The 21116-nt window shown below is 63.5% G+C and carries 8 protein-coding genes and 1 pseudogene; 5 read left to right on the forward strand and 4 right to left on the reverse strand.

All coding sequences use genetic code 11. The features are described from left to right. Window positions 1-14034, reverse strand: coding sequence for a non-ribosomal peptide synthase/polyketide synthase (locus AB9N64_RS05620; RefSeq protein ID WP_371360042.1), 14034 nt, complete (start codon window positions 14032-14034; stop codon window positions 1-3). A gap of 210 nt (window positions 14035-14244) precedes the next feature. On the opposite strand from AB9N64_RS05620, the pseudogene AB9N64_RS05625 reads away from it, so the two are divergent. Next, window positions 14245-14496 (forward strand): annotated as a pseudogene (locus AB9N64_RS05625) (type II toxin-antitoxin system HicA family toxin). After that, window positions 14493-14858 carry a type II toxin-antitoxin system HicB family antitoxin gene (locus AB9N64_RS05630; protein WP_014718824.1) on the forward strand — a complete coding sequence of 122 codons (366 nt, stop codon included), beginning with the start codon at window positions 14493-14495 and terminating at the stop codon, window positions 14856-14858. The pseudogene AB9N64_RS05625 and the gene AB9N64_RS05630 overlap by 4 nt, the downstream one beginning before the upstream one ends. Here the strand turns inward: AB9N64_RS05630 and AB9N64_RS05635 are convergent, their stop codons facing one another. Beyond that, entirely contained in the window at window positions 14859-16031 is a 1173-nt protein-coding gene (locus tag AB9N64_RS05635) for an MFS transporter (RefSeq protein ID WP_014718825.1), read from the reverse strand. It lies immediately after the preceding gene. A gap of 132 nt (window positions 16032-16163) precedes the next feature. Here AB9N64_RS05635 and AB9N64_RS05640 point away from each other — a divergent pair, with 132 nt between their 5' ends. Continuing rightward, window positions 16164-16751, forward strand: a complete 588-nt coding sequence (locus tag AB9N64_RS05640) for a TetR/AcrR family transcriptional regulator (RefSeq protein WP_371360043.1) — start codon at window positions 16164-16166, stop codon at window positions 16749-16751. Here AB9N64_RS05640 and AB9N64_RS05645 read toward each other — a convergent pair. Next, window positions 16735-18090, reverse strand: a complete 1356-nt coding sequence (locus AB9N64_RS05645) for an MATE family efflux transporter (protein WP_371360044.1) — start codon at window positions 18088-18090, stop codon at window positions 16735-16737. The genes AB9N64_RS05640 and AB9N64_RS05645 overlap by 17 nt on opposite strands. A gap of 80 nt (window positions 18091-18170) precedes the next feature. After that, window positions 18171-19001: an IclR family transcriptional regulator gene (locus AB9N64_RS05650; RefSeq protein WP_019816829.1), complete on the reverse strand. Its 831-nt coding sequence runs from the start codon at window positions 18999-19001 to the stop codon at window positions 18171-18173. A 242-nt stretch (window positions 19002-19243) separates the two neighbouring features. Between AB9N64_RS05650 and AB9N64_RS05655 the strand changes: the two genes are divergently transcribed. Next, window positions 19244-20272, forward strand: coding sequence for an ABC transporter ATP-binding protein (locus tag AB9N64_RS05655; RefSeq protein WP_014718829.1), 1029 nt, complete (start codon window positions 19244-19246; stop codon window positions 20270-20272). Then, window positions 20269-21114 carry an ABC transporter permease gene (locus AB9N64_RS05660; RefSeq protein WP_014718830.1) on the forward strand — a complete coding sequence of 282 codons (846 nt, stop codon included), beginning with the start codon at window positions 20269-20271 and terminating at the stop codon, window positions 21112-21114. The genes AB9N64_RS05655 and AB9N64_RS05660 overlap by 4 nt, the downstream gene beginning before the upstream one ends. The last annotated feature ends 2 nt before the right edge of the window (window positions 21115-21116 follow it).

Below are 21116 nucleotides of genomic sequence, written 5' to 3' on the forward strand. Positions count from 1 at the left end.
TCAAATCGCCTCTAGTTCGCTCAAAAAGTCACGAAGGTCATCAAAATCTTCCACGCTGCCGGCGCGGAAAGTGGCTGCGGCCTGCACGTAGGCGCGCAGCGATTCAGTCTGGAACAGTTCCATCAACGGTACGTCCAGGCCGAGCTCGGCCTGCACCCGCGAGGTAATCTGGATCGCCAGCAAGGAGTGGCCACCGACATCAAAGAAGTTGTCGTTCAGGCCCACTTGCGGCAGGTGCAGGATGTCGGCCCAGATCGTGGCGATCTGCTGCTCAAGCTCGGTTTGCGGGGCCAGGTACTGCTGCTGCATCTGGCTCGCATCCGGCAGCGGCAAGCCCTTGCGGTCGAGCTTGCCGTTGGGGGTCAGCGGCATCTGCGCCAGGAATACGAAGTGGCTGGGCACCATATAGTCCGGTAGGTCGGCTTTCAGGGCACGACGCAGGGTGTCACGGAACTCAACCTGGTCGGCCAGGCTGGCGTCGGCCGGTACCACATAGGCCACCAGTTGTTTGCCGGTCGGCCCCTCCTGGGCCACCACCACGGTTTCACCGACACTGGTTTGCTCACGCAAGCGCGCTTCGATTTCCCCCAGTTCGATACGGAAACCGCGGATCTTCACCTGATGGTCCACACGCCCCAGGTAATCCACCACGCCATCCGGACGCCCACGGGTCAGGTCGCCGCTGCGATACACGCGACTGCCAGGCTTGCCGAACGGGTCCGGCACGAAGCGTTCGGCGGTTAACGCCGGACGCTCCAGATAACCCCGGGCCACGCCCTCGCCGCCCAGGTACAACTCGCCGGCCACGCCGATGGGTTGCAGGTTCAGTTGCGCATCCAACACGTAGCCACTGCGGTTACCCAACAAAGTGCCGATGGGCGCGTAGACGGCGCCACAGGGGTCGCCCTTGCGTGCCTTCCACAGCAGCGGCGTGACCACGGTTTCCGTCGGGCCGTAGCCGTTGAACAGGTATTTGGGTTTCAGCGCGCGCCACGCCAGGTCGTAGCTGGCTTGAGCCACGGCATCACCGCCAAAGCAGTACACCCGCACCGCCGGCGGGTTGCCGTCGCGCTCGGCATGTTCGGCCAACTGTTGCAGGTACACCGGTGGGAACACCGCCATGGTCACGTTATGGCGATGCATCTGCTCGTAGGTGTATTCCGGCAGCCACAGGCTGTCGTCACGGATCAACACGCTGGCGCCGTTGATCAGCGGGTGCATCCAGCCTTCGTGGGAGCCGTCGAAAGCAAACGACATGAAGTGCAGTTCGCAATCGGCCGGTGAGGTTTCATAACGCTCGCCAGTGGCGATGATATGCGCCACCAACGGCCCATGAGCCACCGCCACGCCCTTGGGCAAACCGGTGGAACCGGAGGTGTAGATCACGTAGGCGAGGTTGTCGCCGTCCAGCGCCACATCCGGTGCCGTATCGCTGTAACCGGCCCACTCTTCGGTGCGATCAATCGCCAGGGTATCCAGACCCTCGGGAACTGGCAGTTGCTGCAACGCCCGGCTGTGAGTCAGCAGCAGTTGCGCACGGCTGTCTTGCATCATGTACAGCAGGCGATCACGTGGGTATTCGATATCCAGCGGCACATACACACCGCCGGCTTTCATCACCGCCAGGAACGCCACCATGATCTCGGCACTGCGCGGCATGGCGATAGCCACCCGCACTTCCGGGCCGACGCCACGGGCGATCAAGGCATGGGCCAGGCGGTTGGCCTGGCGATCCAGTTCACCGTAAGTCAGGGTTTGCGCGTCGAATTTAACCGCCACTGCGTCCGGGGTTTGCCGGGCGCGATCGCCGACCAATTCGTGCACCAGGCGCTCGGCTGAAAAACCGGCGTCGGTCTGGTCCCACAGCTCAAGAATCTGCTGCTGCTCATCCTCGCCCAGCAGGCTCAATTGGCTGATGGGCTGCTGTGGGTCGACCACCATCGCCCGCAACAGGTTCTGCCAATGCCCGGCCATGCGCTCGATGGTCGCCACGGCGAACAAGTCGGTGGCATAACTCAGGGAGGCACGCAGGGCCGTCGGGCTTTCTTCCACATCCAGCGCCAGGTCGAACTGGGCCACGCCTTCGTCCAGATCCAGGACTTCGACGTGCAAGTCGGCCAGGCGATGCAGATGGCTGTCGGCAGCGCTCACACGGTGGTTGAACAACACTTGGAATAACGGGCTCAGGCTAAGGCTGCGCTCCGGTTGCAATGCCTGCACCAACTGTTCGAACGGCAGGTCCTGGTGAGCCTGGGCCTCCAGGGAACGCTGGCGCACCTGGTGCAGCAATTGCTCGCTGCTCATTTGCCCGTGGATATCGGCCTTGAGCACTTGGGTGTTGACGAAGAAGCCGATCAACCCCTCGGTTTCCAGGCGATTGCGGTTGGCAATCGGCACGCCCACGCGCACATCTTCCTGGCCGCTGTAGCGATGCAGCAACGCTTGGTAAGACGCCAACAGCAGCATCGGCAGCGTGACGCCAGCGTGCTGCGCCAATGCGCGCAAACTGCCCAACAACTCCGGATGCAACTCGATACCCAAGCGTGCGCCGCGATGGCTTGGCTGTGCCGGGCGCGGATGGTCGAACGGCAACTCCAGCACCGGTTGCTCGCCGCTCAACTGCTCGCGCCAGTAGGCCAGTTGACGCGCCTGCTCCCCCGCCTCCATCCAACCGCGCTGCCACACGGCATAATCGCCGTACTGGATCGGCAGCGCCGGCAATTGCACGTCCTGGCCTTGGCTGTTAGCGGCATACGCCTGCACCAACTCCTCGACCATCAACTGCATCGACCAGCCGTCAGAGACGATGTGATGCTGCACCAGCACCAGCACATGGTCGTCCTCGGCCAGGCGCAGCAAGGTGACCCGCAGCAGCGGCCCATGCAGCAGGTCGAAAGGCTGGGCGACCACCTGCGCGACCCGCGCCTTGAGGCCGGCATAGTCGCTGTCGACCTGCTCGATATCGACCCGGCCCTGGGCGTCAATGACTTGAACCGCGCCGGTGGCGTCCTGACGGAAATACGTGCGCAGGCTTTCATGGCGAGCCAGCAAGCTATCAAAGCTCTCTTGCAGCGCGGTCAGGTCCAACGGCCCGTGCAACCGCAAGGCGCTGGGGATGTGATACGCGGCGCCGGCCGGGTCCAGTTGCCAGAGGAACCACTGGCGCTCCTGGGCATAAGACAGCGGCAGAGGCTGCGTGCGATCGGCCTTGATCAGCGCCGGCGCGGTGACGCCCTCCTCGCCCAAGGCCTGCACGAAATCACCCAGTAGCGGCTGTTCGAACAAGGCCTTGAGTGGGACCTCCAGCGCCAGGGCCTGACGCACCCGTGACACCACCCGCGTGGCCAGCAATGAATGCCCGCCCAACTCGAAGAAATGATCGTCGAGGCCCACACGGGGCAATTCCAGTACCTCGGCCCAGATCGCCGCCACCTGCTGCTCGCGCGGGGTGACGGGCGCTACATGGCCTTTGAGCGACAGGCTGGCATCCGGTTTGGGCAGTGCCTTGCGGTCGAGCTTACCGTTGGGGGTCAGCGGCAGGCTGTCGAGGAACAGCCACTGCGCTGGCACCATGTAGTCCGGCAAGCGCTCGCGCAGCGCGGCTTTATACACCTGCAGTGCCTGCGGCGCGGTGCTGACCAGGTAAGCGATCAGCCGGTCGTTATCGGCCAGCACCACGGCTTCGCGTACGCCGTCGAACTCACGCAGGCAGGCTTCGATTTCACCCAGCTCGATACGGAAACCCCGGACCTTGACCTGATGGTCGACACGGCCGATGTATTCCACCACGCCGTTTGCCTGATAGCGTGCCAGGTCGCCGGTACGGTACAGGCGTTCGCCCGGAGCCCCAAACGGGTTGGGCACGAAGCGTTCGGCGGTCAGCGCCGGCTGCCCGTGGTAACCGCGCGCCAGGCCGACACCACCGATCAGCAGCTCACCGGACACACCTTGGGGGCATGGCGTGAGACCGGCATTGAGAATGAACAAGCCGGTATTGGCGATGGGCCGTCCAACGAACGGCAATGCCTGGTGCAAACGATGAGCCGCCGACCAGATGGTGGTTTCCGTAGGGCCATAGAGGTTCCACAGCGGGCCTTGCAGGTCGAGCATGCGCTGGGCCAAATCGACGGGCAGCGCTTCGCCACCGCACAGGCAGGCGATGCCACGCAGTGAATGAGCCCGTGGGCTGTCGAGCAACATGCGCCAGGTCGAGGGCGTGGCTTGCAGCACATTCGCCGCCTGGCGCTGGGCCAGATCGAGGATCGCCTCCGGGTCGAGGGCCATTGCCTGGGCGCTCAGCAACACGGTACCGCCGACACTCAGCGGCACATACAGCTCCAGGGCGAAGATGTCGAACGAGAAGGTGGTCAGCGACAACAGCCGCGCATCCTGGCCGATACTCAACGTGCCGGCCATGGCGCTGGTGAAGCTGCACAGCGCCTTGTGACGAACCATCACCCCTTTGGGCTTGCCAGTGGAGCCAGAGGTGTAGATCACGTAGGCCAGATGCTCCGGTGTCACGGCAACCTGGGGATTGTGCTGCGCTGTGCCGGCCTCCTCCACCATCAGCACCTGCACGCCGTGCGGCTGCGCCAGGTGCCCCAGCAGGTGCGGTTGCGTCAGCAATACCCGGGCGCGGCTGTCTTCAAGCATGTAGCCCAGGCGCTCTGCCGGGAATTGTGGGTCGAGCGGCACATAGGCGCCACCGGCCTTGAGGGTCGCGAGCAAGCCAACCACCATGTCCAGGGAACGCTCCACGTGCACCGCCACCAGCACGTCCGGGCCGACGCCCCTGTCGATCAGACGATGGGCCAGCCGATTGGCGCGACGGTTGAGTTCGCCGTAGCTCAGGTGCTCGTCATTGAAGTGCAGCGCGATGGCGTCGGGTTGCGCCGCGGCCTGGGCCTCAAACAACTGGTGTACGCAGCGTTCGCGTGGGTAGTCGGTGTCGCTGCGGTTCCAGTCGTGCACCATTTGCTGCGATTGCGACGGGCTGAGCATCGCCAGGTCGTCCAAGGCCATCGAGGCATCCTGCAGGACCGCGCGCAGCAGGTTTTGCCAATGCTCGGCCAGGCGTTCCGCGGTCGCCGCGTCAAACAGGTCCGTGGCGTAAGTCAGCGAGGCCCAGAGACCGTCCACCGATTCCTCGGTTTCCAGGTTCAGGTCGAATTGCGTGCTGTGACCGGCCCAATCCACGGGCTGCAAAGCCAGGCCGGGCAATTGCACCGGGGCTGAACGCAGGCTGTCCTGATGGTTGAACATCACCTGGAACAGCGGGTTATGGCTCAGGCTGCGCTCGGGCTGCAACACTTGCACGAGCTGCTCGAACGGCAGGTCCTGATGGGCCTGCGCCTCCAGGGCACGCTGCTTGACCTGGGCCAGCAACTGGTCGAACGGCATCTGCCCGTGCACGTCAGCTTGCAGCACCTGGGTGTTGACGAAAAAGCCCAGCAGTCGCTCGGTTTCGAAGCGATTACGGTTGGCGACCGGTACGCCGACACGCACCTGTGCCTGGCCGCTGTAGCGGTGCAGCAAGGTCTGGAACGACGCCAGCAACAGCATGAACAGCGTCACGTCCTGACGCTGGGCCAGGGCCTTGAGTTCAGTCAGCAGCGCACGCTCCAGATGAATCTGGCGGCGCGCGCCACGATGGCTCTGCACTGCGGGGCGTGGATAGTCCAGCGGCAGGTCCAGCAACGAATGCTCGCGCCCCAGACGAGCGCACCAGTAATCGAGCTGGCGTTGTTGTTCCCCAGCCGCCATCCAGTCGCGCTGCCACTGGGCGTAGTCGGCGTACTGGATCGGCAAGGCCGGCAACCCTGCGTCGCCTTGGTACAGCGCCACCCACTCGTCGATCATCACTTGCATCGACCAGCCGTCAGAGATGATGTGGTGCTGGGTGATGACCAGCACATGGTGATCAGGCGCGACGATCAGCAACTTGACGCGCATCAGCGGGCCGTTGCGCAGGTCAAACGGGCGCTGGATCTCTTCGGTGACAGCCTGCTCGATAGCGCCGGCGTCGACCTCTTGTTGTTCAACCGGCACTGCCAGGCCTGGGTGGATGACTTGCACGGTGTGCTCGCCCGCCTCCACAAAGGTGGTGCGCAGCGGTTCATGGCGCTGCACCAGGGCCTCGACGGCGCGCTCCAGCGCCGCGATGTCGAGTTCACCGCACAGGTGCAAGGCGGTGGGCACATGATAGGCCGCGCTGGTGGGGTCCAATTGCCAGAGAAACCACTGCCGCTCCTGGGCAAAGGACAACGCCAGCGGCTGCTCACGGCCAACCGCCTGCATCACGGGCGCGGTATCGGCCTGCACGCCTGCGCACGCCGCTGCGAAAGCGGCCAGCGTCGGCTGTTCGAACAGGGCCCGCAACGGCACTTCCAGCTTGAGATCGTGGCGCACCCGGGAGATCACTTGGGTGGCCAGCAAGGAGTGGCCGCCGCGTTCGAAGAAGTGATCTTCCAGGCCAACCTGCTCGACCTGCAACACTGCTTGCCAGATCGCCGCCAACTGGATTTGCAATGGACTCTGCGGCGCCACGTAGGCGGCGCTGGCCTGGTTCAGGTCGGGTGTGGGCAGCGCACGGCGGTCGAGCTTGCCGTTGTGGTTCAACGGCAAGGCATCGAGGACCACCCAATGGCCCGGCACCATGTAGTCCGGCAACGTCTGGCGCAAGCGCGCCGCCAGTGCCTGGGTCTCCAGCGCTTGGCCTTCGGCTGGCACCACGTACGCCACCAACTGCACGCCGGTCACGCTCGGCTGCGCAAGCACGGCGGCTTCCCGCACGTTGGGCAAGGCTTGCAGGCTGGCTTCGATTTCGCCCATTTCGATACGCAGGCCACGAATCTTCACTTGATGGTCGATACGCCCGACGTACTCCAGCGCACCCGCCGGGTTATACCGGGCCAGGTCGCCACTGCGATAAAGCCGCGCACCGGGCATGGCGGAAAACGGGTCCGGCAAGAAGCGCTCGGCGGTCAGCGCCGGGCGGTCGAAATAGCGTTGCGCCAAGCCAACCTCGGCACCAATGCACAGCTCGCCCACGCCATCGGTGGCCAACAGTTCGAAACCGCTGTCGAGTACATACAGGCCGCGCCCGGCAATCGCCTGCCCGATTGGCACGCCGTAGGCGTCGTTGGCATCGGCCAATTGGCACTCATGCACGCTGGAGACCACCGTGGCTTCGGTCGGCCCGTAGGTGTTGACCAGGCGCACATTGCCCAAGCCCGCGGCGTACCACGCACGCACGCCCTCCACTGACATGGCTTCACCGCCCACATGCACCTGGCGCAGCTTGCCCAGGGAGCGACGGTGCTCGGCGCACTCTTGCGCCAACAGGTACCAGTAGGCGGCGGACAAATCGGCCAGGGTCACGCCCTGCTCGACAATCTCTTGCGCCAGTTGCCCGGCATCCCAGAGTTCATCGCCACGCATGATCAACGCCGCGCCCGCACACAGGGGCGGGAAGCACTGTTCGACAAAACCATCGAAACTGAAGGTCGCAAACTGCAACACGCGGTCTTCGGCGCTCAGTCGGCTGTACAGCGTGGCGCTGTCACAAAACTGGCCGAGGGCGGCATGGTCGATGGCCACGCCCTTGGGCTGGCCGGTGGAGCCAGAGGTGTAGATCACATAGGCCAGGTCAGCCGCCGCCGCGTGATTAGGCGGATTGGTCGTCGGGTAGCCGGTCAGTTCGTCGCCACTGGTGCTGAAATCCACGCGGGTCAGGCCGCGAGGCAAAGGCAAGTCGGCGAGCAAGCCGGTTTCGCTGAGCAACACGTCCAGGCGGCTGTCGGCGAGCATGTAGGCCAAACGTTCCGCTGGGTATTCAGGGTCCAGCGGTACGTAGGCCGCCCCGCTTTTGAGCACTGCCAGCAGGCTGACGATCAATTGCGGGCCACGCCGCGAAGCCAGGCCCACCCGTTGGCCGGGGCCGACGCCAAGCGCCAACAGGCGATGGGCCAGGCGGTTGGCGCGCTGGTTCAACTGGGCGTAGCTCAAGCTGGCGTCACCGGCCTGTACAGCCAGGGCGTCTGGCGTCGCCTCGGCCTGGGCTGCAATACGCTGGTGCACGCGTTCGTTGGTCTGGGGCGCTGCGGCTGAGCGGCTCAGAGCGAGCATCTGCCGTTGCGCAGGGGCGTCGAGAAGACGCAGGTTGCCCAGCGGCATGTGAGCGTCTGCGAGCAATTGCGCCAGCAGGTGTTGCAGGTTGGCGCTCAACTGCGCCACGTGCGCCTCGCTGAACTGGGCACGGTCATAACTGAATTCCAGGCGCAGGCTGGCGCCCAGTTCGATGCCCAGGGTTAATGGGTAGTGCGTGCGCTCATGGTTGTGCAGGCGACCGAAAGTCAGGCCGGCCGGCGCGCCTTGCTTGAGCGCCTCGGCGACCGGGAAGTTCTCGAACACCAGCAAGGTGTCGAACAGCGCGCCTTGCTGGCCGGCCCAGCCCTGGATGTCGTAGAGCGGCACATGTTCATGGTCGCGCAGGCTGAGGTTGAGCGCTTGCAGTTCGCTGAGCCACGTCGCGGCCGACTGGGCTGGCGAGGCTGCGCTGATGATCGGCAAGGTGTTGATGAACAGGCCTAGTTGCTGCTCGATCCCCGGCAGCGGTGCGGAACGCCCGGCCACGGTGGCACCGAAGGCGACGCAGTCTTGGCCGGTGTAGCGTTGCAGCAACAGGCTCCAAGCCCCTTGCAGCAGGGTATTGAGGGTGACTTTGTGCTGGCGTGCGAACTCGCCGAGGCGGCGGGTAAAGTCGCTCTCCAGTGCTACGTGATGGTCAGCCATGCCCACCCCGACTACCGGCGTGCGCAGCGCTTGCGCCAGCAGAGTCGGCGCCGGCAATGCCGCCAGGGCGGATTTCCAGAACGCTTCGCCCGAGGACTGTTGTTGCAGCCAGGCGAGGTAATCGCGGAACTGCCCGAGCGGCGCCAGCACTGCCTGCCCCGCATAGTGAGCGATGACTTCACCGAGCAACTGCGCGTTACTCCAGCCGTCCATGAGGATGTGGTGGCTGGTGAAGATAAAGTGCCAGGCCGCACCAGCACCGCGCACCAGCGTCAGGCGAAACAGCGGCGCGGCATTCAGGGCAAAACCGCGTTCGCGTTCGGCCTGGGCCAGGGTGTCGAAATCGGCGTCGGGGTCTTCGATCACTTGCAGTTGCAGGTCGACCTGACGCTGGATCAACTGATGAGCACTGTCCAGGCCCAGCCAATGGAAGCTGCTGCGCAGGATGTCGTGACGATCCAGTGCGGCCTGCCAGGCACGTCCGAAGGCGAGCAAATCAAGGCCCTCGATGTCGAGGCGCAACTGGTTGATATAGGCCTGTGCCTCGGGTTCCAACAGGGTATGGAACAGCATGCCTTGCTGCATCGGCGACAGCGGATAAAGGTCGGCAATCGCCGGCCCGGCTACGGGCAAGGCATCCAGTTGCTGCTGGGTGAGGCGTGCCAGCGGGAAATCCGAGGGGCTCACCTGGCCTGCCGGCGTGGCACAGCAATGCTCGATCAACGCCTTGAGTTCGGCTGCGTACTCATCCGCCAACCGCTGCACAGTCGCCGCCTCGAACATCTCCCGACTGAACCCCCATTGCAACGACAGCTCGCCGCCATACACCTGACCTTCCAGCGTCAGCCAGTTGGCCAGCGGCGCCTCTGGATCCTGGGCCTGGCCACTGCCCTGACTGGCCGGCACGAACAGTGCCGACTCGTTGAACTGACGGTCGAACTGGCCCAGGTAGTTGAACGTGATGCGCGGCGCGGTAAGGTTCGCCAGGCTTTCCTGCGCGTGTGGCGCGCCCAGGTAGCGCAACAGGCCGTAACCCAGGCCTTTGTCGGGCACGGCGCGCAGTTGTTCCTTGACCGCTTTGATCGCCTCGGGCAACTCGCCTTTGGCATGCAGGCGCACCGGGTACAGGCTGGTGAACCAGCCGACGGTGCGGCTCAGGTCGATGTCGTCGAAGAGGTCTTCCCGACCATGGCCTTCCAATTGAATGAGCGCAGCAGGTTGCTCGCTCCAACGGCTGATCACCCGCGCCAGGGCGGTCAACAGCAGGTCGTTGACCTGGGTGCGATAGGCCGCTGGCGCGTCTTGCAGCAGTCGGCGGGTGTGCTCGACGTCGAGGCGTGTTTCCAGCTTGGCACCCAGGCGGTTTTGCAGGCCGCCTTCGGGGTGATCACACGGCAGTTCGGCGTCGATGGATTGGGCTTGCCAGTACGACAGTTGCTCCTCGACGGTCTGCGCGTGGCGGTGCAGCTGTTGCGCCCAGCGCTGGTAGGCACTGGTTTTTGCCGGCAGCACCTGTTCTCGGTAAGCCTGTTGCAAGTCTTCAAGCAGGATGCGCCAAGACACGCCATCCACCACCAAGTGATGGATCACCAGCAGCAGACGTTGGCTGCCATCGGCCCAATTCACCAACGCGGCGCGCAGCAGCGGGCCTTGGGCAAGGTCAAGGCTGCGCTGGGCTTCATCACACAACACCGCCAGTTCAGCGTCGGTGCTGGCCTGGCATTGCCACAACAGCGATTCGCTGACATCGGCGGCATGGCTCTGCTGCCAGCCGTCAGCCTGCTGCACAAAGCGCAGGCGCAGAGCGTCGTGATGCTGGATCAACCGCGCCAGCGCGGCCTCCAACCGTGCAGGCTCAAGCACCTCACCGGGCACCAGCAACAAAGATTGATTCCAGTGATGCCGCGCCGGGATCGGTTGGGCGAAAAAACTGTGTTGCACGGGCGTCAGCATCACCTCGCCACTGACCGGGCCCTGGTCGATCAGGCTGACCTGCTCGAAGCGCGCCACCAGGGCCAGGCTGCGGATGCTCTGGTACTGGAACAGGTCACGCGGGCTCAGGCGAATGCCGGCCTGACGGGCGCGGCTGACCACCTGGATGGAGATGATCGAATCGCCGCCCAGCTCGAAAAAGTTATCATCCTGGCCGACCTGCTCAACGCCCAGCACGTCGCTCCAGATGGCAGCCAGGGCTGTTTGCAGGTCGCCTTGGGGGGCGACAAATGCCTGCGGCTGAGCCGCATCCGGCGCTGGCAACGCCTTGCGGTCGAGCTTGCCGTTGGCGGTCACCGGCAGCTTGGGCAGCGCAATGAAATGCGTCGGCACCATGTATTCCGGCAAGCTGCCGAGCAACCAGGCCTTGAGGTCCGTTGGCGCCTCGCCTGCATGCACCAGATAGGCGATCAACTGCTTGCCGCCCTGTACCAGTACCACGGCTTCGCGCACGTGTGGATGCTGCATCAGGCGTGCTTCGATTTCGCCCAGCTCGATACGCAAGCCGCGCAATTTGACCTGATGATCGAGGCGGCCGAGGTATTCGATCACCCCATCGGCGCGTTGGCGCACGCGGTCACCGGTGCGATACAGGCGCTCGCCCGTCACGAACGGGCTGGGCACGAAACGTTCGGCAGTCAACGCCGGGCGTCGGTGGTAACTGCGCGCCAGGCCAACGCCGCCCAGGTAGAGTTCGCCACTGACACCGGCCGGCACCGGGTTGAGTTGCGCGTCCAGCACGTAGGTGCCGAGGTTGGCGATGGGGCGGCCGATGGGCACGCTGTCGGCGCCTTCGTCGATGCAGGTCCAGTGCGTGACGTCGATAGCCGCCTCGGTCGGGCCATAGAGGTTGTACAGCGCCGCAGCGGGCAACTTGGCGAACACTTGCTGTTGCGCATCCAGGGGCAAGGCTTCGCCGCTGCAGACGATGCGCGTAAGGCTTGCGCACGCCTGTACGCCCGGCTCATGGATAAACGCCTGCAACATCGACGGCACGAAGTGCAAGGTGGTAATGGCGTGCCGACCAATGGTGTCGATCAGGCGCGCCGGTTCACGGTGCTCCCCAGGCGCCGCGACCACCAGGCGGGCGCCGGTCATCAGTGGCCAGAAGAACTCCCACACCGACACGTCGAAGCTGAACGGGGTTTTCTGCAACACCGCGTCGTTGGCACCCAGGCCATACGCCTGTTGCATCCAGCTCAAGCGGTTGACCAAGGCGCGATGGCTATTGCCGGCGCCTTTGGGCTTGCCGGTGGAGCCCGAGGTGTAGATCACGTAGGCCAGGTTCAGGGCATGCAAGGCCACGTTCGGCGATTCGCTGCTGTAGCCGTCGAGCCATAGCGCCGGCTGGTCCAGGGCAATCAACTGGATACCGGCGACGGGCAGCGACGCCAGCAGGCTCTGCTGGCTGAGCAGCAGTTGTATGCCGCTGTCTTCGATCATGTAGGCCAGGCGTTCCTGGGGATACTCAGGGTCGAGAGGCACGTAGGCGCCACCGGCCTTGAGAATCGCCAGCAGGCCAACCACCATTTCGATGGAGCGCTCGATGCAGATACCCACCAGCACGTCGGGCCCCACGCCCTGCTCGCCCAGGGCATGGGCCAACTGGTTGGCGCGCGCATCCAGTTGGGCGTAGGTCAAGGTGGTGGTACCGAACACCAGTGCCGGAGCATCGGGGCTGCGCCGCGCCTGGTCTTCGATCAGGTGATGAATCCCGCGCTCGGTCGGGTACGCCTCGGTGGTCTGGTTCCAGCTGTGGACCAGCCGTTGCTGTTCAGCCGCGTCAAGCATGGGCAATTCGCCAATGCGCTGTTCGCCATCGAGCACCATGGCTTGCAACAGGCTGATCCAATGCCGGGCCATGCGCTCGATGGTGGGCGTATCGAACAAGTCATTGGCGTAGGTCAGCGCGGCATGCAGGGTGCCGGACTTTTCATAGGTGTCCAGGGTCAGGTCGAACTGGGTGGTGCGGCCTTGCCATTCCACCAGGGCCAATTCCAGCCCCGATGCGGTGCTGACCGAGGCGATGTCGGCGACGACCGGCTGATGGTTATACATCACCTGGAACAGCGGCGTGTGGCTCAGGCTGCGCTCGATTTTCAGCGCTTCCACCAGCCGTTCGAAGGGCAACTCCTGATGGGCCTGGGCGCCCAGAGCATGCTCCTTGATACCTTGCAGCAACTCGGCAACCCGCGTTTGCCCGGTCAGTTCGGTGCGCAACACCTGGGTGTTGACGAAGAACCCGATCAGCCCCTCGACTTCGGTGCGATTGCGATTGGCAATCGGCACACCGACGCGGATGTCGCCCTGGCCGGTATAGCGGTGCAGCAGCACATTGAAGGCGCCGAGCAGCAGCATGAACAGAGTGACGTTATGTTTTTGCGCGCAACTGCGCAGTTGCGCGGCCAGCGCCGGCTCAATCGCGAAGTTATGCCGTGTGCCCTGGTAGCTGGGCATGGCCGGGCGCGGGTGGTCGGTGGGCAGCTCCAGAACCGGATGTTCATCGCCCAGGCGAGCCTGCCAATATTCCAGCTGGCGTGCCTGCTCGCCCGCCTCCAGCCAGCGGCGCTGCCACAGGGCGTAGTCACTGTACTGGATGGGCAGCGCCGGCAGTTGGGGCGCTTCGTTGCGCTCATGGGCGTCATAGCAGCGGATGAACTCGTCGATCAGCACATTCATCGACCAACCGTCGGAGACGATGTGGTGCAGGGTCAGCAGCAGCACGTGTTCCTGCTCGGCAAGCTTGAGCAGTTGCACGCGCAGCAGCGGCCCATGCTCCAGGTCGAACGGCAACAGCGATTGCCGGGTGGCGGCGGCGTTGACGGCCTGCTCCCGCGCATCGACGGCCAAGGCCGTGAAGTCCAGGTGCTCGACGGTTACCGACGGCTCCACCGCCACCTGCACCAGCTTCTCATCAGCCTGACGCTGGAACACCGTGCGCAGGGTTTCGTGACGCGCCACCAGGCTGGCGAACGCTTGCTGCAGCGCTGGCAGGCTCAGCGCGCCGCTCAAACGCACCGCGCCGGGCAAATTGTAGGCGCCGCTGGCCGGGTCCAACTGCCATAGAAACCACATGCGCTGCTGCGCGTAGGACAGCGCCTGGCGGTCCTCCACCTCCACCCCTGCCGGAATCGGAAACCTTGAAAAATCCACGCCCTCTTTCTGCAAGGCTTGCAGGAACAGTTGGCGCTTTTCCAGGGGCAGCCCGATAAACCGGCGAGCAAGTTTCAAGGAGTCTTCAGCATTCATTTCTTGGAATCCGGGGCAATAGGCGGGAAGCACAAAGGCACGTCGTCCCTATAAAACGAACCGGGCGGGGAAAAATTAGCGGGGGAATGGGGGGCGCCGCACAGGCTGTCATCGGGGGTTACATCAATCCCCGCGAAGCCGCACGAAGCTGAGCTAGCATTGACGAACACCACTTTTTGCAACTAAATTTAGTTACACGCAGGGAACGCCGTGTCCAAGAATGAAAAGCTGCTCGCCAAACTGCTCAATGAGCACATGGCATTTACCTAGTCTGAGCTCGTCACGTTATTACGCCGATTGGGATACACACAGATTGAAGGGGCCGGAAGCCGGGTCAAGTTCGACATGGGCGACCCCAGTGCAATGATCACCCTGCACAAGCCTCACCACGGCAACGAACTGAAACACTACATTCGGCGCCAGATCATCGAACAATTGAAATCAGGAGAACTGATTCAGTGAACAACCAACTGAAACACAAAGGCTACATCGGCTCCATCGAAGCCAGCCTCGAGGACAACTGCCTGTTTGGTAAAATCCTGTTCATCAAGGCATTGGTGAGCTATGAAGGCAAAACTGTGGCTGAACTGGACGCAGCCTTCCGTGGCGCGGTGGATGATTATCTCGCTACCTGCCAGAGCCTGGGGCACACGCCGGAGAAACCGTGCAAAGGTTCATTCAACGTACGCGTCGGGCATGACTTGCATTTGGCCGCTGCCCTGGCGGCAAACCGTAAGAAAGTGACATTGAATGATCTCACGCGTCAGGCGCTGAACGAATTTCTGCAGCATCACTACCCAGAGCCATGCCCGACGATTGGCTGACTATCCCAACCGCCGGTAACCCACTACCGCCGAGCCCGCTACCACCGCCCCCGCCGCCAGCGCCACCCAAAACCCGCTGGTGGCGCCAAAGTGGTCGATCATCCACCCCGAACTCGCGGCGCCAATGGCCACGCCGATGCTCAGGCCGGTGATCAGCCAGGTCATGCCTTCGGTAAGGCGGCTGGCCGGGACGATCTGCTCCACCATGGCCATCGACACAATCAAGGTGGGCGCAAAGAACAGCCCGGAGATAAAGATTGCAGCGGCCAAGCCGGGAATATTGCTCACCAGCAGCAAGGGCAAGGTGGTCAACGCCGTGGCTACGCCGCAGTACAGGAACTGGCGTGGCAACGGTGCCTTGAGTTTGAGGGCACCGAAGGCCAACCCCGCCAGGCACGAACCAATGGCATACACCGACAGCACGATACTCGCCGCCGCCGGCTGGCCCTGATGCTGGGCGAAGGCCACGCTGACCACATCCACCACGCCGACGATCACGCCCATGGCCAGCAGCAAAATCATCAGGATCAATACCGACGGCGAAGCAATCAGCCAACGACCGTGCGCGCCCTGATGCGCGTGTACCGGTGGCTCGGTTTGCCGTTGCAGCACAAAGGTGGTGACGCCCACCCCCAGCAACAGCGCCGCCACCAGGGGCCCGGCTTCTGGGAACACCGCCACGCTCAACCCCACCGAAATGGGCGGGCCGATGATGAAGCACACCTCATCGAGTACCGACTCCAGGGCAAACGCGGTTTGCAGCCTGGGCTGGCCACGGTACAACTCGGTCCAGCGCGCCCGCACCATGGCCGACATATTGGGCATGCAGCCCGCCAGCGCGGCGAACAGAAACAGCGTCCAATTCGGCGCCTGCAACCGCGTACACAGCAGCAACATCAATAGCGCCCCGCCGCCGATCAGCGCGGCAATCGGCAGCACCCTGCCCTGGCCGTAGCGGTCCACCCAACGTGACACTTGCGGCGCGCAAATCGCCGTGGCCAGGGCAAACACCGCCGCCACCGAACCGGCCAGGCCATAGCCGCCATGTACCTGGGACAGCATGGTGATCAGGCCGATGCCGGTCATGGATATCGGCATGCGCGCCAGCATGCCCGCGAGCACAAAGGCCCGGGCACCGGGGACCTGGAATAACTCAGCGTAGGGGTTTGCCATCCTGCTTGACCTCTTGCTCGACGCCCTGGGCTTGCTATCTGAATCCATCAGGGCAAAATACATACGACGCGTATGTGGCAGATCATGCTTCGCATACGCAGCGTATGTCAATCACTTAACCAAGAGACGCCCATGAGCCGAGCCCGAGCTGAAATGATCGAAGACACCCGCGCCCGCCTCATAGCGAGCGCGCGCCGGGCCTTCGCCACCCAAGGCTATGCCAATACCTCGATGGATGACTTTACTGCCCGTGCCGGCCTGACGCGCGGTGCGCTGTATCACCACTTTGGTGACAAGAAAGGGCTGCTGGCGGCGGTGGTCGCTCAACTCGACAGCGAGATGGACGCGCGCTTGCAACGCATCTCGGAGCAGGCCGTAGAGCCTTGGAGTGGTTTTTGCGAGCGCTGTCGCGCCAATCTGCGCATGGCCCAGGACCCGGAAATCCAGCGCATTGTATTGCAGGATGCCCCGGCGGTACTGGGCGACACCGGCTCCCAGCAAAACTGCGTGGAGTCCTTGCGCCAATTGCTGGAGACCCTGATGCAAGCGGGCCTGATGCCTACGGCCCCCAGCCACGCACTGGCGCAGTTGATCAACGGCAGCCTGGTCAATACCGCATTGTGGATTGCCCGCGATGAGCACCCGAGTACACGGCTGGAGGAAGGCTTGCAAGGCCTGGAGCTGCTCCTGCAGGGGCTGAGCCTCACACCAACCGTTTGATCTGCTTATGCCGCCACACCAGGCGGTAATAGGCGATCTGCAATACCAGCATCGCCAGGTAGGTCACCGGAAATGCCATCCACACTCCTTCCAATCCGAAGTGGGCGTTGAACAGATAGGCCATTGGCAGTTCCACGCCAAGCACGCAGAAGATCGAGATCGCCACCGGCATCAGCACCACCCCGCTGGCGCGCATGATGCCGCCGATCACCGCCTGGAAGCCGAATACCAGAATGCTCCAGAGCATGATGTGCAGCAGGTGTTCGGCCCGTACCCGTGCGCTGTCGTCGGTGATGAACAGGCCCAGCAACCAGTGGGACAGCCCATAGCCGAGCACGATCAAGCCACCGGTGAGGCACAGGTTGATCACAAGCCCCGTGCGCAGGATCGGCCCGATACGCTCCAGGCGCCCGGCGCCGATCGCCTGGGCGCCGAGGATCGAGGCGGTGATGGCAATCGACAGCGCCGGGAACTGTACATAGTTGACGATCTGCGTCACCGCGCCATAGGCCGCCGTGGCCTGGGAACCGTGGCCGTTGACCAAAGCCAGGATGACCAACTCCGACAGCGATAGCACCACCATCTGCAAGCCCGTCGGCAGGCCGATGCGCAGGACTTTGCCGAGGATAACGCGGTCCAGGCGCAAGGCGGCAAGCAGCTCGCGGTCTGGCGCCATCACGTGGTTTTTGTGGCGCAGGCGCAGGATCAGAAACAGCATCGCCAAGGCGTTACCCACCAGCCCGGCATACACCGCACTCTGGATGCCCATGGGTGGCAGGCCGATCCAGCCGCGAATCAGCGCAGGCGTGAGCAGCAAGCCCACCAGGGTGGAGACCATCAATGCCAGCAACGGCGAAATCGTGTCGCTGACGCCACGCAGCAGTTGGGTATAGAGGATAAACACCAGCAGCAACGGCATGATCAACATCATCATCTGGGCGTAGCCCACCGCATCGTCGAGCACATCCACCGGCGTGCCCAACGCCTGCAATGCCGGGCGCGCAAACAGGCTGCCCAGCACGGCGGCCACCAGGCCCACCAACGCGCCCAGGGTCAGGGTGGCACCGGTAATCGCCTTGACCATTCCGGTCTCTTGGGCGCCCCATGCCTGGCCGATCAACACCGAGGCGCCCGCCCCCAGGCCGATCACCAGGGCGATAAAGAAAAACACGATGGGAAACATCCCCGACACCGCGGCCAAGGCCTGGGTGCCCAGCATCTGGCCGACGTAAATGCCGTTGAGGGTGCCGGAAAAGCTCTGCAGGAAATTGGACAGCACCATCGGTGCCAGGAACAACAGATAGATTTGCCACAGCGGACGTTGCAAAGGGTTTTGCATGAAAAATGGGGCCTCGAATCACGAAAGCGTCTCAGGGTTATACCGTAACTGGATCCAATATGCTGTTGTGAAGGCCCGGGTTAACCCCCAAAGGTCTGCGACGGCCTGCGCAACGTCGGGTCAAACGGATTGAGCCGCGGCCCGATGGCCGCCGCCTCGCGCTTCAACAACTCCACCACCATCGGCAAGCGGCTCGGCCCCAGGCGGTCGCTGATGGTCGCCACGCTCAACGCCGCGACCGCGTACCCGTCGCGGTTGAGGATGGGCACCGCCAGCCCTGCCATACCTTCCAGCACACCGGTGTTGCGTGCTGCATAACCCAGCTTGCGCACGTTCTCCACTTCGGAGCGCAGCAGCACTTCGTCGTACAGGTGGAAGTCCTTGAGCCGTGGCAGGTTGTAGCGGATCACCGTCTCGCGCTCTTCTTCCGGCAGAAACGCCAGGATCGCCAGGCTGCCCTGCCCCACACCCAAGGCCACGCGCCCACCGATATCGCCGGTGAAGGTACGAATCGGGTACGGACCCTCGCTGCGGTCCAGGCAAATGGCGTCGAAGCCGCTGCGCGCCAGCAGGAACAGCGAGTCCCCCAGCGACGCGCTCAGGCGCAACAGGCTGGGGCGCACCAGGTCGCGCAGGTTGCCGGTCTTGCCCGCGTTGGCCGCCAACGCGAAGAACTCCAGACTCAAGCGATAGCGTTTGCTGCGTGCATCCTGCTCAACCATGCCTTCGTCCATCAGGCTGCGCAGCAGACGATGGGTGGTGGGTTGGGACAAGCCCACCTGTTGGGCGAGCTGGGTGACCCGCTCGCCGCCCTCGGGTACCTCCCCCAGGGCTCGCAGCACAGCAAACAACCGGGAGACGCTGCCCGCACCGACTTCTTTGCCGCCATCAATTCGCTCAGTGGAATCCATAACACCTAATCTCGTTAGTAATTCTGCTCAATGAATAAATCGCAAAATAGTAGTCCGTTGAGTGAAATTCTACCTTCCACCCATCCTAGTCTTCGTCCTAATCTGCGTCCACAGGGGCGAATTGAACAACAACCGGCAGCCGACTTGAGATCGAGCGCCAACGCACCGGCACCGCACTTTTCGCATCTGCCCAAAACAAGAAAGCGCGTTTAGACGCGACTGAATAAAGGTGGAACGCAAACATGGCATTTCTCCAACTCAAGGCCTTGAGCAAACGCTATGGCGCCGTCGATGCGGTGGTCGCCACTGACCTGGCGGTGGAACAAGGCGAGTTCGTTTCCCTGCTCGGCCCTTCAGGCTGTGGCAAGACCACCACCCTGCAAATGATCGCCGGTTTCGTCGACGTCAGCGGAGGCCAGATCCTGCTCGACGGTCGCGACATTACCCACGCGAAACCCGCCAGCCGTGGCCTGGGCGTGGTGTTCCAGAGCTACGCGCTGTTCCCGCATATGAGCGTGCGCGACAACGTGGCCTTCGGCCTGAAGATGCGCAAGGTGCCTGCGGCCGATATCGCCACCCGCGTCAATACCGTGCTGGAGCTGGTGCGCCTGGCCCAGCATGCGCAGCGCTACCCTCGTGAGCTGTCCGGCGGCCAGCGCCAGCGCGTGGCCCTGGCCCGTGCGCTAGTGATCGAACCGCCGGTGTTGTTGCTCGATGAGCCGCTGTCCAACCTCGACGCCAACCTGCGCGAAGAGATGCAATTTGAAATCCGTCGTATCCAGTGCGCGGTGGGCATCACCACCCTGATGGTCACCCATGACCAGGCCGAAGCCCTGTCCATCAGCGACCGTGTGGTGGTGATGCAGGCCGGGCGTGTGACCCAGATCGACGCGCCGTACAAGCTCTATGAGCACCCGCGCACGCGGTTTATCTCGGACTTCGTCGGCAAGGCCAACCTGCTGGCCGGCGACTACGATGCGCTCGGCGCACCCCAAGTGCGTCACGACGGCGGCGCAGGCGAACTGACCCTGAGCCTGCGCCCGGAAAAAATCCAACTGGTGGAGCCTGGAACCGGGCGCATGCAAGGCAAAGTGCTGGACCGCTACTTTTTCGGCAGCCAATGGCTGTACCGCGTCCACACCGCCCTGGGCGAAATCACTGTGGTGCGCAGTAACGACGGCAGCGCACCGTTGGCTGGCGGCGCGGCAGTGGGCCTGCAATGGCAGGCCGATTTGCTGCGGGTACTGGCCGCCGATGAGGTGCACCCATGAGTCGCGGTTACCTGCTCTCGCTGCCAGCGCTGGTGCTGTTTGCCGGGCTGCTGATCGTGCCACTGGGCTTGACCCTGGTGCTGTCGTTCAATGTGTTCGACTACCAAGTGGGCGTGAAGGTCGATGAGTGGACCTTGGCCCATTACTGGGCGCTGTTGAGCGACGCCTACTTCTACGAGATTTTCTGGCGCACGTTCTGGATCAGTGCCCTGGTAACGCTGCTGTGCGTGGTGATCGGCGTGCCGGAGGCTTACATCCTCAGCCGCATGGGCACGCCGTGGCGCTCGATTTTCCTGATAGTGATCCTCACACCGCTGCTGATTTCGGTGGTGGTACGCGCGTTTGGCTGGAGCCTGCTGCTGGGTGCCGACGGGCTGATTAACCAAATGATCCAGGCTCTCGGCGGCAGTCCGATGAAGCTGCTGTATACGCCCTTCGCCGTGATCATCGCGTTGGTGCACGTGATGCTGCCGTTCATGATCATCCCGGTGTGGACCTCCCTGCAAAAGCTCGATCCGTCAGCCGAACAGGCGGCGTTGTCCCTGGGCGCCAGCCAAGCGACGGTGATGCGCAAGATCGTATTGCCCCAAGTGATGCCCGGTGTGCTGTCCGGCACATTGATCGTGTTCGGCCTGGCCGCCAGCTCCTTTGCGATCCCCGGTCTGCTGGGCGGGCGACGCCTGAAGATGGTCGCCACCGTGGTGTACGACCAGTACCTCTCGGAACTCAACTGGCCCATGGGCGCGACCCTCGCGGTAGCGCTGCTGTTGGTCAATCTGCTGATCATGCTGAGCTGGAATCGCATGGTCGAAGGCCGCTACAAAAAGTCCCTGGGGGTTTAAGC

The sequence above is a fragment of the Pseudomonas sp. KT_2_4 genome (assembly GCF_041410225.1).
GTDB classification, from domain to species: Bacteria; Pseudomonadota; Gammaproteobacteria; order Pseudomonadales; family Pseudomonadaceae; genus Aquipseudomonas; species Aquipseudomonas paracarnis.

What these genes read in the sequence shown, in the direction of transcription:
- AB9N64_RS05635 (WP_014718825.1), bottom strand. Translation starts at nt 16,031, where the DNA reads ATGGCAAACCCCTACGCTGAGTTATTCCAGGTCCCCGGTGCCCGGGCC.
- AB9N64_RS05655 (WP_014718829.1), top strand. Translation starts at nt 19,244, where the DNA reads ATGGCATTTCTCCAACTCAAGGCCTTGAGCAAACGCTATGGCGCCGTC.
- AB9N64_RS05650 (WP_019816829.1), bottom strand. Translation starts at nt 19,001, where the DNA reads ATGGATTCCACTGAGCGAATTGATGGCGGCAAAGAAGTCGGTGCGGGC.
- AB9N64_RS05620 (WP_371360042.1), bottom strand. Translation starts at nt 14,034, where the DNA reads ATGAATGCTGAAGACTCCTTGAAACTTGCTCGCCGGTTTATCGGGCTG.
- AB9N64_RS05640 (WP_371360043.1), top strand. Translation starts at nt 16,164, where the DNA reads ATGAGCCGAGCCCGAGCTGAAATGATCGAAGACACCCGCGCCCGCCTC.
- AB9N64_RS05645 (WP_371360044.1), bottom strand. Translation starts at nt 18,090, where the DNA reads ATGCAAAACCCTTTGCAACGTCCGCTGTGGCAAATCTATCTGTTGTTC.
- AB9N64_RS05660 (WP_014718830.1), top strand. Translation starts at nt 20,269, where the DNA reads ATGAGTCGCGGTTACCTGCTCTCGCTGCCAGCGCTGGTGCTGTTTGCC.